The organism is Devosia submarina, assembly GCF_003056345.1.
Taxonomy (GTDB): domain Bacteria; phylum Pseudomonadota; class Alphaproteobacteria; order Rhizobiales; family Devosiaceae; genus Devosia; species Devosia submarina.
This window is the reverse complement of sequence record NZ_PYWB01000002.1, coordinates 186364-202731: the sequence shown is the minus strand read 5'-3', so window position 1 is coordinate 202731 and position 16368 is coordinate 186364. Positions and strand designations below refer to the sequence as shown.

Annotated in this window: 16 protein-coding genes; 12 read left to right on the top strand and 4 right to left on the bottom strand. The window is 61.6% G+C overall.

Features of this window, described 5'->3' with window-relative positions; translation table 11 throughout:
* The first annotated feature begins 30 nt into the window (after positions 1 to 30).
* The 11 genes from DDE77_RS03540 (at position 31) to DDE77_RS03490 (ending at position 11162) form a co-directional block, all read left to right on the top strand.
* A complete protein-coding gene (locus DDE77_RS03540) occupies positions 31 to 3231 on the top strand; it encodes an alpha-mannosidase (protein ID WP_108396059.1) in 3201 nt (1066 codons plus the stop codon).
* Positions 3232 to 3607: 376 nt separating this feature from the next.
* Entirely contained in the window at positions 3608 to 4342 is a 735-nt protein-coding gene (locus DDE77_RS03535; protein ID WP_108396058.1) for a TSUP family transporter, read from the top strand.
* 38 nt (positions 4343 to 4380) lie between these two features.
* Positions 4381 to 5292 (top strand): LysR family transcriptional regulator, encoded by a 912-nt coding sequence (locus tag DDE77_RS03530; protein WP_170116472.1) that lies wholly within the window; start codon positions 4381 to 4383, stop codon positions 5290 to 5292.
* 52 nt (positions 5293 to 5344) lie between these two features.
* A complete protein-coding gene (locus DDE77_RS03525) occupies positions 5345 to 5728 on the top strand; it encodes a hypothetical protein (protein ID WP_108396056.1) in 384 nt (127 codons plus the stop codon).
* 47 nt (positions 5729 to 5775) lie between these two features.
* Entirely contained in the window at positions 5776 to 6258 is a 483-nt protein-coding gene (locus tag DDE77_RS03520; RefSeq protein ID WP_108396055.1) for a copper chaperone PCu(A)C, read from the top strand.
* 2 nt (positions 6259 to 6260) lie between these two features.
* Entirely contained in the window at positions 6261 to 6845 is a 585-nt protein-coding gene (locus tag DDE77_RS03515; protein ID WP_108396054.1) for an SCO family protein, read from the top strand.
* Positions 6846 to 6999: 154 nt separating this feature from the next.
* Complete coding sequence (locus DDE77_RS03510; protein ID WP_245895069.1) at positions 7000 to 7923, top strand: siderophore ABC transporter substrate-binding protein; 924 nt, start codon at positions 7000 to 7002, stop codon at positions 7921 to 7923.
* Positions 7924 to 7998: 75 nt separating this feature from the next.
* Positions 7999 to 8961: an ABC transporter permease gene (locus tag DDE77_RS03505; RefSeq protein WP_108396053.1), complete on the top strand. Its 963-nt coding sequence runs from the start codon at positions 7999 to 8001 to the stop codon at positions 8959 to 8961.
* Positions 8951 to 9964, top strand: coding sequence for an iron chelate uptake ABC transporter family permease subunit (locus tag DDE77_RS03500; RefSeq protein ID WP_108396052.1), 1014 nt, complete (start codon positions 8951 to 8953; stop codon positions 9962 to 9964). The genes DDE77_RS03505 and DDE77_RS03500 overlap by 11 nt, the downstream gene beginning before the upstream one ends.
* Entirely contained in the window at positions 9961 to 10719 is a 759-nt protein-coding gene (locus DDE77_RS03495; protein WP_108396051.1) for an iron ABC transporter ATP-binding protein, read from the top strand. Before DDE77_RS03500 ends, DDE77_RS03495 begins: the two co-directional genes overlap by 4 nt.
* 44 nt (positions 10720 to 10763) lie before the next feature.
* Positions 10764 to 11162 (top strand): VOC family protein, encoded by a 399-nt coding sequence (locus tag DDE77_RS03490; protein WP_157959656.1) that lies wholly within the window; start codon positions 10764 to 10766, stop codon positions 11160 to 11162.
* On the opposite strand, the gene DDE77_RS03485 is transcribed toward DDE77_RS03490, so the two are convergent.
* Positions 11159 to 11581: a winged helix-turn-helix transcriptional regulator gene (locus DDE77_RS03485; protein ID WP_425430725.1), complete on the bottom strand. Its 423-nt coding sequence runs from the start codon at positions 11579 to 11581 to the stop codon at positions 11159 to 11161. The genes DDE77_RS03490 and DDE77_RS03485 overlap by 4 nt on opposite strands.
* Positions 11582 to 11683: 102 nt before the next feature.
* Here DDE77_RS03485 and DDE77_RS03480 point away from each other — a divergent pair, with 102 nt between their 5' ends.
* The gene (locus tag DDE77_RS03480) at positions 11684 to 12436 is read left to right on the top strand and encodes an SDR family oxidoreductase (protein WP_108396049.1); all 753 of its coding nucleotides are present in this window, start codon (positions 11684 to 11686) and stop codon (positions 12434 to 12436) included.
* 65 nt (positions 12437 to 12501) lie between these two features.
* On the opposite strand, the gene DDE77_RS03475 is transcribed toward DDE77_RS03480, so the two are convergent.
* Genes DDE77_RS03475 through DDE77_RS03465 form a run of 3 tightly spaced genes read right to left on the bottom strand, consistent with a single transcriptional unit; the run spans position 12502 to position 16245 of the window.
* Positions 12502 to 14046: a coiled-coil domain-containing protein gene (locus tag DDE77_RS03475; RefSeq protein WP_157959655.1), complete on the bottom strand. Its 1545-nt coding sequence runs from the start codon at positions 14044 to 14046 to the stop codon at positions 12502 to 12504.
* A 4-nt stretch (positions 14047 to 14050) separates the two neighbouring features.
* Positions 14051 to 14989 (bottom strand): DUF6384 family protein, encoded by a 939-nt coding sequence (locus DDE77_RS03470; RefSeq protein WP_108396047.1) that lies wholly within the window; start codon positions 14987 to 14989, stop codon positions 14051 to 14053.
* Positions 14990 to 15018: 29 nt separating this feature from the next.
* Positions 15019 to 16245 (bottom strand): cell surface protein, encoded by a 1227-nt coding sequence (locus DDE77_RS03465; protein ID WP_245895068.1) that lies wholly within the window; start codon positions 16243 to 16245, stop codon positions 15019 to 15021.
* Between the last annotated feature and the right edge of the window lie 123 nt (positions 16246 to 16368).

Here is a 16368-nt window from a genome sequence, read left to right as displayed (position 1 = left end):
TCTCCCCGCCAAAAGCAGCGGAGCGCCAGCATGACCTATTCCAATCCCCTTTCATCCAGGCTCGCCCTTGGGGATGATGATCTCAAGCGCGAGGGCAAGCTGCTCCGCCTCTGCGAGGATCTCCGCCGCAAAATCCTGACCCCCATCGAGCCGACACCCTTTCAATGGCATGTGCAGCGCGCCGACGTCACGACCGAGCAGGCCTTGTCGGCCGATTGGCACGAATGGGAACAGTTCGGCTCCCATTCCGTCTGGGCCAAGCATCAGGGCCACACCTGGTTTGCCGCAGAGGTGACGGTGCCCGAAGGGGCAGCCGGCCAGACGCTGGTGCTCGGCTTCACCTCGCAATGGCAGGAGCGCCCCGGCTCCACCGATCCGCAATGCCTTGCCTATCTCGATGGCAAAATCGCCCAGGCCCTCGATGGCAATCACACTGAACTGGTCATTGAGCGCAACGCCAAGCCCGGCAATACCCACACGCTCCTTGTGAACGCCTTTACCTTTTTCGATCGCCCGCTGGTCGGCTTTGGCGTCGAGTTCTTTGTGCGCAACGAACGGGCGGAAAAGCTCTATTATGATCTGCAGACGCCGCTGGACGTCGCCATTCGCCTCCACCAGAGCGATCCGCGCCGCCACGCGATCCTGCATATCGTGGAGCGTTCGTTGCGTGCCCTTGATCGTCGCGGCGGCCACACCGAGGCTTTTGCCGCGTCGCTCGGTGATGCGGAAAAGATCGCCGCCGAGATTTACGACATTGTCGATACCGAAACGCAGCCGCAGATCACGGCTGTCGGTTCCACGCACCTCGATGTGGGCTGGCTCTGGCGCGTGATGCACACCCGCGACAAGACGGGCCGAAGCTTTGCCACGGTGCTTGCCCTCATGGAGGAGTACCCCGAATTTGTCTTCATGTATAACCAGTCGGTGCTCTTCGATTTCCTCAAAAAGGACTATCCCGAGCTGTGGGAGCGCATGCTCGCCAAGGTGAAGTCGGGTCAGTTCGAGATCGAGGGCGCCATGTGGGTGGAGCCCGACGTCAACATCGTTTCGGGCGAATCCCTGGTGCGCCAGATCATGCGCGGCCGCCGCTTCCACCTCGAGCATTTCGGCGTTGATCCCAAAACCGTCTGGCTGCCCGACACCTTTGGCTATTCGGCCAATCTGCCGCAGATCATGGACAAGTCGGGGCTCAAATACTTCGTCACCTCCAAGCTCTCGTGGAACGACACCGATCGGCACCCCTATGACAGCTTTCATTGGCGCGGCATCGACGGCACGGTGACCAAGGCCCAGCTGATCACCGCGCAGCGCTTTGAAAGCGATGCGATCTACACCACCTATAATGGCGACCTCTCCGTTTCGGAGACCATGGGCGCCTGGAAGCGCTACGAGCCCAAGGCGATCCACAACGAGCTCGTCATGTCCTATGGCTATGGCGATGGCGGGGGCGGCCCCACCCGCGCCATGATCGAGCGCGGCATCCGCCTTGAGCGGGGCATTCCCGGCGCCCCGCGTGTGAAACTTGAAGGCATCGTGCCCTTCCTCGATCGTCTGGGCGAACGCATGGACGCTCAAGGCTCCAACTTCCCCACCTGGAATGGAGAGCTTTACCTTCAGTACCACCGCGGTACCCTGACCTCCGTGGCCAAGAACAAGGCCAATAACCGCCGCGCCGAACGCCTCTTGCGCGAGCTCGAATTCTTGGGCGCCATGGCCCTGACGCAGACCGGCTCCCCCTATCCCAGCGAAACGCTTGCCGAGTTCTGGGAACTGGTGCTCATCAACCAGTTCCACGATATCCTGCCCGGCACCTCCATTCCGGAAGTCTATGTCGATTCCGACAATGAATACGGCCAGATCTTCTCGACCCTGGGCTCGCAGAACGGCCCCTGGCATTCCGCCGCGCAGGCCTTCGCCGCGCCCGCCGCCGACCAGTTGCGCCTTCTCAACTTCACCAGCCAGACCCGCTCGGGCCTGGTGACGCTGGGCAGCGACCCCGGCCTTGAAGGCCTATCCCTCGCCACCGCCAATGGCGTTCATCCGCTACAGACTATTTCGCGCGCCGATGGCACCACCGAAATGGTCTCTCCCGTCCATGACCTTGCTCCCTTGGGCTGGACGGCGGCCCAACTCCTGACCGGCGGCGCCACCAACACCAGCTCCACCCTGTCCGTTTCCGAAACGCACCTCGAAAACGAGCTCCTGCGGGTCACCGTTGACCCGTCGGGCGAAATCACCTCCGTCTTTGACAAGACGCGCAACCGCGAAACCCTTGCCGCCGGCGAAAAGGCCAATCGCCTTATCGCCTATGAAGACAAGCCCATGGAATGGGACGCCTGGGACATCGACCGCTATTTCGAGGAACAAGGCTGGCCCCTGGCAGACGGCCCAACCACCATCTCCGTCGTGGAAACCGGCCCACATCGCGCGGCCCTTCGTATCGAGCGGCACTACCAGGCCTCAACAGTGGTACAGATCGTCTCCCTTGCCGCCGGGGCCCACCAGGTCGAATTCGACACCTTCATCGACTGGCAGGAACGCCAGACCGTGCTCAAGGCCCAATTCCCCTTCGATCTCAATACCTCCGAAATCCGCTCCGAGATCCAGTTCGGCCACGTCAAGCGCCCCACTCACCGTAACACCTCCTGGGACAAGGCGCGCTTTGAAGCCTCCATGCACCGCTGGATGGATCTAAGCGAAGCCGATTTCGGCGTCGCGCTCCTCAACGACTGCAAGTACGCCTACGACTGTTTGGAACAATCCATCCGCCTGACGCTCGTGCGCGGCTCCACCTTCCCCGATCCCCAGGCCGATCTGGGCGAGCATCGCCTGCGCTACGCCCTTTTTATCCACGACGGCATCGCCGATCTCGCCGACGTCCATCGCGCCGCCGAACGCTTCAACAACCCCGTGGCTGTGGTCGGCACACGCACTCCTGTAACCGCCGCCACCCCCGACCTCACGAGCTTCAGCTTCGCCAGCGTCGACCAACCCAACGTCACCCTCGAAACCGTCAAGAAAGCCGAGCGGAGCGATGCGCTGGTCCTGCGCCTCTTCGAACACGCCAACATCCGCGCCAACGCCACCATCCACTTCGGCATCCCCGTCAAATCCGTCCGCCCCGTCAACCTCATGGAAGAAGGGCAGGGGGCTCCACTCGAGCTCAGGGACAACAGCATCACCCTAAACCTCCGCCCCTTTGAAATCGCGACCCTCCTGATCGAGACCTGACCCATCGCAGCCCAGTCGCCCCAGTAGACCTCATGGTGAGCTTGTCGAACCATGCGGTCGTGGCACAAAGGTCCACTCGCCTAGCCCCAAAGTCTCAGTTGACGCCCTCCCCTTTGCGGGGAGGGATCAAGGGTGCGGGGAGGGGAGCCACGATAATGGAGATCAAATACCAAACTTGGCTGTCGCAGCTTGCCTTATCGGTAGCAGCAAACCCCCAAACGCCCCCTCAACGATAACAGTCTGCTAACCCAAACCCCTCGAACGCGAACCCCGCCACAGGCCCAAATCCCCCGCCCGGCACCCCCTCTTGCCCAATCCAGTCTACCCGCTTCGCCCAGGCACGTGCACAACACATACCTATGACGGGCTTGGCAAAATGATCTGGATCGGCGCAGTTCTTCTTCTCTCCGTATTCCTCACCTCCATGCTGTCCGGCATCTTCGGCATGGCAGGTGGCTTGGTCCTCCTCGGCATTCTTCTCCTCATTCTCCCCGTGGGCACCGCCATCGCCGTCCAAGGCGCCATCCAGCTCATCGCCAATGGCTCGCGCGCTTATTTCTCCCGCGCCTACATAGACTTGCGCGTCCTTGCCATTATGACAGGTGGCCTCGTCACCGCCGCCATCGCCCTGTTCATCCTGCGCTACACGCCCGATCTTGCGACTGTCTGCATCACCATTGGCCTGCTGCCGATCCTGCTCTGGATTCCCCAGCATTGGCTGGCTTTGGACGCCAGCAAACCCCACCACGCCTTCCTCTGCGGCCTCCTTGGTGGCGGCATAAACCTGGCCGTGGGCGTCGCTGGTCCCACCATCGACATGTTTTTTATCCGCACCCCCATGGACCGGCGTACCATCATCGCCACGAAAGCCGCAGCCCAGGTCGTCAATCATGCCGCCAAGATCGCCTTTTACTGGAGTGCCACCGCAAATCTCGCCCCATTTGAATGGGGTGCGATCGCCTTGGCCGCGCCCTTCGCGGTCCTGGGCACCAGCGCCGGCCATTGGGTTCTCCAGCGTCTCACCGACGCCAATTTCAAGCGCTGGACGCGCCTCATCGTCTCTACCATCGGGATTTATTACCTCGCGCGCGGCATTTCCTTGCTGATCTAGGCGCGATGAGTAAGGTGCCGCTCATCTATGGAGATGACATGGCACCTTTCGACAGCGTCACCGCGCGGCTGATCCTGCTTTTGGCCGATACCGGCTCTATTGGCCGCGCCGCCGAGCGCGAAGGCATAGCCTCGTCTGCCGTCAGCCGCCGCGTGTCCGACCTCGAAAGCCGCCTGGGCGTCGTCCTGTTCGATCGTTCCGCCCATGGCGTCAAGCTCACCACGGCCGGCCAGGCCTATGCCGAAGGCTGCCGCACCGTGCTGCGCTCCATTGCCGATCTCGACGCCGTCATGGCCGATTTTGGCGCAGGCCAGCGCGGCAGCCTGCGGCTGGCCTGCACCAGCTCGGCCCTGACTGGTCGCTTGCCGGAATTGCTGGCCCGCTACGCCGCCAAGCACGCGGGCATCCAGATCGACATCCAGGAAACCGGCGCCGCCCGGGCTCTTCTGGCGCTCGACGAAGGCCGTGCCGATGTCGCCATCGTCTCCGATCATTATGATTTCACGCGCTTCGAGATCAAACCCTTCGAGGATGACCGCGTCTGGGTCCTCGCTCCGCCAGAACACCCCCTGGCCGAACAGATCCAGCCGCGCCAAACCATCGCTTTCGACACCGTCATCGATTACCCCATTGTGGGCATCCACCACACCGGCTCGCTCGATCGCCTCGTCGCCGAAGCCGCCAAGAAGGCCGGAAAACCCGTGCAAACCAATGTCAGCGTGGAAAGCTTTCCCGCCCTGGTGCGCATGGTGGAAGCGGGCTTTGGCATAGGCTTCCTCCGTTCCACGAGCCTGCATCTCCTTGCCGGCACCGACCTCGTCTGCGCTCCCTTGGCCGAGCCCTGGGCCTTGCGCCAATTGCTTGTCGCCCGCCGCAAGTCGAGCCCGCTTTCGGCCGCCATGAAGAGTTTCATTGCCCTCTGCAGCGAAACCTACGCACCCAGCGCCTAGCCGCGACAACACCGCTCTTGAGCGCGGCACGAAACCCGCCTACCACAAGACCATGAGCACCCAGCGCATCATGGCAAAGGAGATCGGCACGGCCCTGGCGGTCCTCGCCATCTATTTGCTCACCATCCTGGCGCCGCTCCACCAGGCTCGCGCCAGCCAGCTTGCTCTTCAGGAACTCGGTTTTACCACGCTGGTAACCGGCTGGGTCCTCTGCAGCCCGCTCGAAAACAGCAGCGATAGCAACGAGCTGGCCGTCGCAAAATGTCCTGCCACTAGCATTGGCAAAAACGATCTCATTGCACCCCCACCCGCCGCCATCGTGCTCCCAATCGGGCGAACCGCGCTTGCTGCCCCGCGCGCGATTCCTTCCCTGCTCCTCCCGGCAAGAACTGCCCCTATCCCCTTGGGCGCAAGAGCCCCTCCAGTCCTGGGCTGACCAACGGCCAATCGGCCCATCGAACCCCCTTTTACTGGAAAACCATCATGCTTCGTCTCGTCCAGGCTGCCCTTGCCGCCACGCTTTTGCTGATCACCCCGGCCTTCGCGCATAACGGTGTTGTCCACCTCGGCCCTCTCAACATCTCGGCCCTCTTCACCCGCGCCACCCTGCCCAATGCCCTGGTCGGCGGCGCTTACCTCACCATCGAAAACACCGGCGCCGAAGATGACCGCCTCGTCTCGGCCACATCGCCTGTCGCCGGCACGGTACAGATCCATGACATGGCCATGGAGGGCGATGTCATGAAGATGCGGCACCTGCACGATGGCTTGCCCATCCCTGCCGGCGAGACGGTGACCCTGGCGCCCGGCGGGCTTCACATCATGCTCATGAACCTTGAAGGTAAGCTGGTAGAAGGCGAAACAATCACCATCAGCCTGACCTTTGAAAAGGCGGGAACGGTGGATGTTGAACTGCCCATCCTCGGTGCCGCTGCCCGTTCGGCCGACCACACGATGAGCCATTAGCCATGAAAACCCTTCGAATCTGGCTCTGGGTCCTTGTCGCTGTGCTCGGCACGGGTCTTGCCGCCGGCACGTTCCTTCTTCGCCAGCCACAGCCTGAGGCATCCACTTTCGGGCAGGCCAGCTTCAACCTCGTCGATCAGAACGGCTCGCCAATTGACCAATCCATCCTCAAGGGCCAGCCATCGCTCCTTTTTTTTGGCTTCACCCACTGCCCCGAAGTTTGCCCAACGACGCTTGCTGAAATGTCGACCTGGTTCGAGCAATTGGGCGAGGAGGGCAGGGGCCTCCGCGGCTTCTTTGCCACTGTCGATCCCGAGCGCGACACCCCCGAAATCCTGGGCGAATACATCTCCTGGGTGCCGCGTGTGACAGGTCTCACCGGCTCGACCGACGAGATCGCCAAGCTCGCCAAGGGCTGGGGCGTCTACTATGCCAAGCAGCCAGTGGAAGGCGGTGATTACGCAATGGATCACACCGCCTCGGTTTTCCTTCTCGATAAGGACGGCGCCTTCCAGGGCACCATTGCTTATGGCGAAGACAACGCCACGGCCCTTGGGAAAATCCGCAATCTCCTGGCCAAAAGCTGAGGACAGCGACCGGATCATCTTGCACAGGCTTGTGCAAAGGTGATCCGGCACCTCAGATTATATTTTGACAGCGCGATGCCAGCTGGCTAGTAAGCGGACAAGCGCGGTCATCTTTGCGCTTTCCACTTGTTTCAGCCTCGGATTGGAAGTTGCTGTGAAGCTCATCCCCACCTCCGCTATTCTGGCCGCGCTTGTTGCCGGCGCCTTGTCCGTGACGTCGTTTGCGGCCGTCGCGCAGGAAAAAACCATCACCCATGCCCAGGGTGAAACCACCATCACCGGCGTTCCCAGCAAGGTTCTGGTGTCCGATTGGGCAGCCTTTGACAATCTGACCGCCCTAGGCATCCCCGTAGCGGGCCTTCCCGGCTCCAACGCTCCCGGCTACCTCGCCGACAGCGTTCCAGCTGACGCTCTCAAGATCGGCTCGCTCCAGGAGCCTGATTTCGAAGGCATCGCCGCGGCCGAAGCTGACCTCTATATCGTCGCTTCCCGCTCGCGCACCGCTTACCCCACCGGCTCCGAGATCCTGCCCACCATCGATCTCTCGGTGTCCAACAATGCCCTGATCCAGGGCGTCAAAGACAACATCACCAAGCTTGGCGAGATCTTCGAAGTCAGCGACAAGGCCGCCGAACTCAACGCCAACCTTGATGCCAAGGTCGCCGAAGTCAAAGCCGCTGCCGAAGGCAAGGGCACGGCCATGGTGCTGGTCACCAATGCCGGCAATGTGGGCGTTTACGGTCCGGATAGCCGCGTTTCCTGGATCCACAACGAAATCGGCATGGTCTCGCCCATGGCCGAAGTCGATGATGGCGATCATGGCGGCGACACCGTTTCCTTCGAGTTCATCCTTGAAGCCAATCCCGATTGGCTCTTCGTGATCGACCGTGACGCGGGCGTTGGCGAAAACACCGGCGCTGCCGCGGCCCTGCTGGACAACGAACTGGTCAACCAGACCAACGCATCCCAGAACGGCCACATCGTCTATCTCGACCCCCAGGCTGCCTATATCACCATGCATGGCTATTCCGGCCTGATGCTCTTGCTGGACCAGGTTTTGGCTGGTCTCAACGCCTGATCTAAAGGCTTACCGATTGGGGCCCGGCGGTTTTCGAACCGCCGGGTCTTGCTCGTTTAAACGAAAGGTCTGCCCTTGCGGCTTCTCGCAGGCGCCATCATCCTGACCATTGCCCTGGCCATCGCCAGCCTCTTTGTGGGTGTCAGCGATGTGTCACTCGGCACGCTACTGTCCTCCGGCCCCGAGGACCGCGCGACACAGGTCCTCCTGATCAGCCGCATTCCGCGCACCCTGGCCATCATCCTTTCCGGCGCCGCCATGGCCGTGGCTGGCCTCGTCATGCAAATGGTTGTGCGCAACCGCTTCGTTGAGCCCTCCACTGCCGGCACCACGGAAGCGGCGAGCCTGGGTTTCCTTGTCGCCACCATCTTCGTCCCCGCCTGGCCGTTGATGGGCAAGATGCTGATCGCCGCGAGTTTTGCTCTGGCCGGCACAGCCCTTTTCCTGCGCATCCTCAAAGCCGTGCCCCTGCGCGACACGCTCCTCGTGCCCCTGGTCGGCATCATGTTGGGCGGCATCATTGGCGCCGTCACGACCTTCTTTGCCTATCGCTTCGAACTTCTGCCCTCGCTCCTCGCCTGGAACATGGGCGATTTCTCGGGCATTCTGCGCGGGCGCTACGAGCTGCTCTGGATCGGCCTTCTCTGCACCATCCTCGCCTATGTCGCCGCCGACCGCTTCACCGTTGCCGGCATGGGCAAGGACTTCACCACAAACCTTGGCCTCAACTACCAGCGCGTCATGGTCCTGGGCCTCGTTATCGTCTCGCTGGTCAGCGCCGTCGTGCTGGTTTCTGTCGGCTCCATTCCGTTCCTGGGCCTCATCATCCCCAATCTCGTCAGCCTCATGGTTGGCGACAACATGCGCCGCACCGTGCCCTGGGTGGCCGTGATGGGCGCGGGCTTCGTTCTCGCCTGCGATATCCTCGGTCGCATCCTTCGCGCGCCCTATGAGATCCCAATCAGCGTCGTGGTTGGCGTCATCGGCAGCATGGTTTTCCTTTATCTCCTGCTCAGGACGCGCCCCAATGCAACCTGATCCCGCCACCACCGTCCCCGTCCCGGCTCCAAGCGTTCGCCGCATCGGCAAGCTGTCACGCCCCGCCTTCGTTCTCCTCGTGCTGGGTGCACTGGCGCTCATTTCCATTATTTGCTTCATGACCCTGGGCGCCAAGGGCAGTTGGAGCTTTGTGCTGCCCTTCCGCGGTCGCAAGCTCCTGGCACTCGGCCTTGTCGCCTATTCGGTGGCAGTCTCCACGGTCCTGTTCCAGACTGTCACCAACAACCGCATCCTCACCCCTTCCATCATGGGGTTCGACGCCCTTTATGTGCTGATCCAGACCGCCATCGTCTTTTTCCTCGGTATCGGCGCCCTCGGCACGCTCAATCCCCAGGCGCAGTTCGCCGCCGAAGTTCTGGTCATGGTCGCCTTCTCAGGCCTCCTCTTCCAATGGCTGTTTCTGGGCGAGGAAAGGAGCCTTCACCTCCTCGTGCTGGTCGGCATCGTCTTTGGCATCCTGTTCCGCAGCCTTTCCCAATTCATGCAGCGCCTGCTGGATCCCAATGCCTTTAACGTGCTGCAGGACAGCTTTTTTGCCAGCTTTGCCACCGTCGACACGTCCCTGCTTGTAGCCGCCAGCGTCATCGTGGGCGCGGTGACCATTGTCGGCATCCGCCTTATGCACACCTACGACGTTCTTTCGCTGGGGCGTTCGCAAGCCATCAATCTGGGCGTCGACTACAAGCGCACCGTGGTCATCATCCTGACCCTCGTTTCCGTGCTGGTCGCGGTTTCCACCGCCCTTGTCGGCCCCATCACCTTTTTTGGCCTCCTGGTGGCGAGCCTTGCCCATTCTCTCCTCGGCACCAGCCGGCACAAATATGTCCTGCCTGCCGCCGTGCTGCTGGGCATCGTGTGCCTCGTGGGTGGCCAAACCGTGCTGGAGCGCCTATTTGCATTTGATACCGCCCTTTCGATCATCATCGAATTCCTGGGCGGCGTCGTGTTCATCTTCCTTGTGTTACGGAGAGCCGCCCGATGATCGTCGCGCAAGGCGTCACCAAGAACTACGGCACGTCCTGCGTGGTCGATGGCGTCTCCCTGACCCTGCCGGCCGGTGGCATTACTTCCATCATCGGCCCCAACGGCGCAGGCAAGTCGACCTTCCTGTCCATGATCAGCCGCCTCATGAGCATGGATATGGGCACGGTCACCGTCGCTGGCCTCGACGTAACCAAGACCCCAAGCGACGTGCTGGCCCGGCGCCTCTCGATCCTGCGCCAGGACAATCACATGACGGCGCGCCTCACCGTCCGCGATCTCGTCAGCTTCGGGCGCTATCCCTATTCAAAGGGCCGTCTCACGCTCGAAGACAAGCAGCAGATCGACGACGCTATCGGTTACCTCAACCTCGGTGAACTCTCTGACCGCTTCCTCGACGAGCTTTCGGGCGGCCAGCGCCAGCGCGCCTTTGTCGCCATGGTCCTTTGCCAGGACACAGACTATGTCCTGCTCGACGAGCCGCTCAACAATCTGGACATGAAGCATGCCATGGGCATGATGAAGCTCCTGCGCCGCGCCGCCAACGAGCTGGGAAAAACCGTGGTCCTGGTGCTCCACGACATCAATTTTGCGTCCTGGTATTCCGACTACATCGTCGCCATGAAAAACGGCAAGCTGGCCAATCAGGGCCCCGCCGCCGAAATGATCGACCCCAAAGTGCTCTCCGAAATCTACGACATGGAGATCAAGGTCCACGAAATCGGCGGCCAGCGCATCAGCCTCTATTACGAATAGGCAGCCGTGCTAGGCTCCGGACGAATCGTGCAAGGAGCGCCGCCGTGAAGCCATCGATCTCCATCATCACCATCGGCGTCGACGATCTGGAGCGGGCCTTCACCTTCTACCGCGCTCTGTTCGATCTTTCAGACGAGCAGATCGCGCCTGGCGAGGACCATGTCGCCTTCTTTTTCGATGACAATTTTTCCTTTGTCCTTTTCCCCCGCGAGCAGATCGCCCAGACCGCTGGCAAGGATGCAGCGATTGCCGGAACACCGGGGTTTGTCCTCAGCCACCAAGCCGGCAGCTCCGACGAGGTCGACGACATTCTGCGTCAGGTCCTGATTGCAGGCGGCGCCATCATCATGGACGGCACGCAATCCGAATGGGGCTATTCCGCCTATTTCGAGGACAGTGAAGGCAATGTCTGGGAACTGATGGCCCAGCCGCCCGCAAACTAGGGAGCGCCGTTCCGCTCGGCGAACACCTTGCGGGCTTGCTCGATCTGCTCGTGATGGGCTTCAGCCCACATCCACACCCCGCAGAATGCGCCACCAAGGCTGCGCCCCATCTCTGTCAGCCGATAATCCACATGCGGCGGGATTACCGGATGAACCGTGCGCTCCACCAGCCCATCCGCCTCCATCTGTCGCAAGGTCTTGGTCAGCATCTTCTGGCTGATGTCCCCAACCTTTCGGCCGACATCGGTAAAGCGCAGCGTGCCGTGCTCCTCCAGCGCTTCCAAAATCAACATTGTCCACTTGTCAGCGACCTTGCCTATAATGTCCCGCACCAGCGCTCGGAGCGCCGGATCAAGTGGCCCGCTGGGCACCCGGTCGGTCCAGTCAAAGATTTTTTCTGCTCGGGAGCCTTGTGGCACAGTCACTCTCCTGCGGGTATGTATCGAACTTTGCGGCGCCTACTTCCCTATGGATAGTGTGAAGCCTACCTTGCCGGCAATCAAGAGCAAGGAGCTATCCTCATGCAGATCACGGGCAACACCATCCTTATCACTGGCGGCGGTTCCGGCATCGGCCGCGGCCTTGCCGAAGCCTTCCACAAGGCCGGCAATCAGGTGATTATTTCGGGCCGGCGGCAGTCGGCTTTGGATGACGTCACATCAGCCAATCCCGGCATGGCGGCGTTCACCGTCGACATGACCGACAAAGCAGCCATTGCGCAGTTTGCGGCCGCCGTCATCGATGCCTTTCCGGCGCTTAACGCCGTCATCAACAATGCCGGCATCATGATCGACGAGGATATCCTGGCCGCGCCCGCCTACCTCGCAACCGCCGAAGACACGATCGCCACCAATCTTCTGGGTCCCATCCGCCTTACCGCAGCCCTGCTGCCCCATTTGCTTAAGCAGGAGCGGGCGGCTGTGCTGACGGTATCCTCAGGCCTCGCCTTCGTACCCAAGGCTTCTACGCCGACCTACAGCGCCACCAAGGCCGCGATCCACTCCTATACGCAGTCCCTGCGCCACCAATTGCGAAACACCGCCATGGAGGTCATCGAACTAGCGCCACCTTATGTGCAAACAACCTTGCAGGGCGAACAGCAGGCCCGCGACCCAAACGCCATGCCGCTCGATGCCTATATCAGCGAAACCATGGAATTGCTGGCCGGCACGCCGGAAAACGGCGAAGTTCTCGTCCAGCGCGTCCATCGCCAGCGCTTCGCCGAGCAAACCGGCAACGCCGCCCAGGTTTTCGGCTTCATCAATCCAGCCTGAACAAGCGCCCTATTGTTACCCTCGGGTCCGACCCGAGGGCACTTCCTTTACACCGGTCTCGCCGGCTAGAACCCGCCGCCCGTCTTGAACCCGCCCGAGCGGCGATTGCCGCTTGATCCAGTCCGCGGCCGAGAGAACCCGCCACCTGACGGCCGACCACCCCAGCCGCCACCAAAGCCGCCGCCACTGCGCGGCCGGCTGCTCGAACCCCCACCAAAGCTGCTGTCGGGCCAGCTGAATGATCCGCCGCCATCACGCCAGGGCGAATTGCTTTGGCTGCGGCCATTATTGGGCAAGCCCACGCCACCGCCCCAGTCCGAGGTTCCCGCGCTCCAGTTCTGCGAGCGCTGCCACTGCTCCCAATAGGACGCCGCCGAAATTCCGCCGCGCAGGAAATCGTTCAGCAGATCGCCCACCAGCCGGTCTTCCCGGAAGGTGGAACGGGGATCATCAAACCGCTGCTTCTTGAACTCCCACTGGATGTCCTCCAGCTCCCGCCGTCTAGCGGCCAGGGTCTTGAGCCGCTCCTTCTGCTCGCGCGTCTCGGCATCCTCTTCCTTGGCGCGGGCTCGCGCATCATCGATCTGCGCCACGATTGTGTCGTCCTGCGCTGTCCGCGTCCTGCGCGCCTCGGCCAACAGGGTCTGGATATCCTCGCGCCCCAGGGCCGTCGCCAATTGCCCCAGCGCGCTTTCAAACGCCGGATCGCTCCCTTGCGACAACTGCACCAGCGTCTTTGCTGCTTCGTCGCGCTGGTCCTCGATCTCCATGATCTCGGCATCAATGGCATCGATCCGCGCCTGCGCCGCTTCCATGGCTTGGCGGATGGGCTTGCCCCCGGCATTGTCGATGCCCTGCACCTCGAGCGCATCGACCTCGGCCTCTGCTGCCTTGGCGCTCTCGATCTGCCGCTCCGCATGCTCGCGCAACCGCAGCGGGATTTCGTTGAGCATGGAAAAGTTCGGCCGCGCCTTGTCGAAGCGGACTAGCCTTGCCACCAGCCCATCAAAATAGCGGACGAGATTATTGGCCCGGTAGCTGGATGTGCCGTAACCGCTCTCCCAAAGATACATGAACAGCGGATCATCCCGATAAGGCTTGCCCTTGGCATCCTGGTCCGCCTCTGCCTGTTCGGTCTTGCGCATGGATTGCGCCGCGATTTCAGCCAATTCGGTGGCTTCTGCGCGCTTTGCAGCAAAAGCCGGATCGCGCGCAATCTGGGCGCTGAACTTGGCGGCAAGCGCCTTGAGCTGCGCCTGATGCCTTTCATAATTTTCCAGTTCTTCGGCGCGCTTTGCTGCAAGCTCGGCGAGTTTAGTGTCGCTTTGCGCCACGGCCTCTTCGGCCTCGCTCATCGACTTGGCGCGCGACTTGAGCATTTCGCGTGCCTTGACCTCGGCGCTGGAAATCGCGCCATCCAGTTCCGACTGCACGGCCGGATCAAGGCGCAGCTGTGCCAGCTGGCGAAACAGCTCCGCCTCGCCTTCCCTGATCTTGGCGATGCGCTCCGCCGAGCGGGCGAGACGCTTGGCAATTTCGTCTTCCTCGCGCCGTATGTCGCGCATGGCTTCATCAAGGCTCGCCAAAGCCTGTGGTCCGCGAATGCTCATGACACTACCACCGCGTTACCGCCCCGCCGAGCACCGGCACATTGTATTCAACCTGGAGGAACCCGTCGGACTTCCGGCCAACTTCCTGGTTCTGGATGATCCCGTCATCCCGCTTGTCGGCCGCAACAGCATTGTAGACATTCTCAGGGACGCGCAGGCCCCATTTGCCCACCGTCTCGACCTGCCCGTTTTCTTCGTTGCGGATCGGCAGGGAGAGCTTGTTGCCTTCGGCGTCTAACGCTTCCACCACGAGGTAATAGTTGGTGGCAGCCCTGTTGATCTCGGGAAAGGTCCAGAAACCGGATTGCTCGTCGGGCCGGCTGACAATCTGCAACACATATTCCTGGCGCAACTGATCGCGCAACGCGGTGAGGTCAGCCACGGCCTGCAAGGCGCCTTGGCGATTGCCCTCGGCGGCATAGCTATGCCCCCGCTGGCGCAGGCTCTCGGCATCCATGACCGCCTGCTGCACCTTGGTTTCCTCGAAAATGGTCTGGTAAAGCGCATCCATCTGCGCGGGCAAAGCCTCGGCCAATTCGATCCGCGCCTGTTCGGCCTGTGCCGTCTGGTAGGGCAGGTAGATGCCGAAAAACGCCACGCCCAACGTCACCAGGACGGCAAGCAGCGCCATCGCCGGCTTGCCCCAGCGGCCACGGGTTACATAAAGCCGCGCGAGCGTCGTTCCAAGACCAGGCTTTGGCGGATCATAAACGAAGCGGCTCTCGGCCAGCGCCGCCACGCCTTCCCTAAGGATGTGGTCGGGTACCTCGATCCCCTGCTGGTGGTAGATCTCGCGCAGCTTGTCGATCAATTGCTGCTCGCGTGCCACCCCCGCAAGCTCACGCGTGGCCAGATCCTGCCGGTGACGGAGCGTGTCGACCACGTCCATCGCCAGCATCACTTCGTCCAGGGGCGCGACCGGCTTGGCCGAAACGTCACTCATTATTGGCGTTCACCCGGGTAAGCCGCTCTCTACTGCCTGGTTTCCAGCAAAAGAGCATTACCCTCTGCTGCAAGAGTCGCCAGGCGCCGCTTGCCGTCTTCCACCGCATCGCGGATTTCAGCCGAGTTCTTGGTGGAGGCAACCCGCATCTCGTTGATGATGGTGCGGCTCTTTTCCTGGAAATTGATCACGGAATCGACGAGCTTCTTGACCGCATCCGCCCGCACCGTTGGACCATAGCCGGCACGTACGGCTTCTTCCTGCACCTGGCTGCCGATCTCGCTCAACGTTTCCAGGCTCTTGCTCATGCCCTCTTTCATGGCATTGAGAGTTTCGGTCGATTCATGCAGCCCGAACATGCCGGTGAAGGAGGCCGACAGCGCCGTCAGCACGGTCTCATTGGTGGAAAAGAACGAGATCGATTGCTGATACACCCGCTCCTTGGCATTGGTGGTCTGCATCAGCCGCGCCATCACCACTTCCGAAGTATTGTAGGAAATGGTCAGATTGTCCGAGAGGTCCTTGGCGATCTGGTAGCGCTTTTCTTCGTTCTGCATGTCGCGCAGCTTCTCGTCACGCTCCATTTCAAGGCGTGCCCGATCGGCCGGCACAGTGCCGGTATAGCCCGCAACCGCCGCCGATGCCGCTTCGAGGATGCTCTTCTTTTCGGCGAGCTTGCCTTCGGCCACCGCCAGCACTTCAAGCGCCATCACCTCGGCCTGCTTGAGCGCACCTCGGAAATCGCGATAGGCTTCGAGGATGACATGCTCGCGGTCGATCTGGTCCTTGGTGTCGCGGGTCACGGAAAGATAAGTGTCCCGAATCCGGTTGAACCGCGTGGCAATATCGCCCCGGCTCACCTTCATCCACACATTGGACGCGCGCTCCAGCAGATCGATCTTGTTGTCCGATAGCTGGTCAACCATGCCCTTGGCATCGTCGCGGATGGAATCGAAGCCCTTGGTAATTTCCTCGTAGCGCTCCCCGATCTTCATGGCCGCGATCTGCTCGCGCACCACTTCGTTGAAGGCGCTGGCCTGCGACAGCGTGCGCCCGATCAGGATCACGCGCGTTTCATCGAGTTCCGTGATCTGGCTCAGAAGCCCGGTGATCGGCTGCTCGCCTTGGCTCTCGGGCCAGATTCCAAGATCGCGAATGGCGTTGACGGCCTTGTCCAGATACTGCAGCGGACGCTCGGCGATATCGCTCGCCGGGGCCGTCTCGAGTTTCGGTGCGGTGGTCATTTCAGTGGCCATTATTGTTCGCTCCCGTATCCGGCACAGGGCCGATTGTGTGCGCTTGTGCGCGTCATAGATTGCTGCTGAACCCGGGCGTGGCAATTGCAACTGCTTGCCGGGCCAACTATTTAGGCCATATTG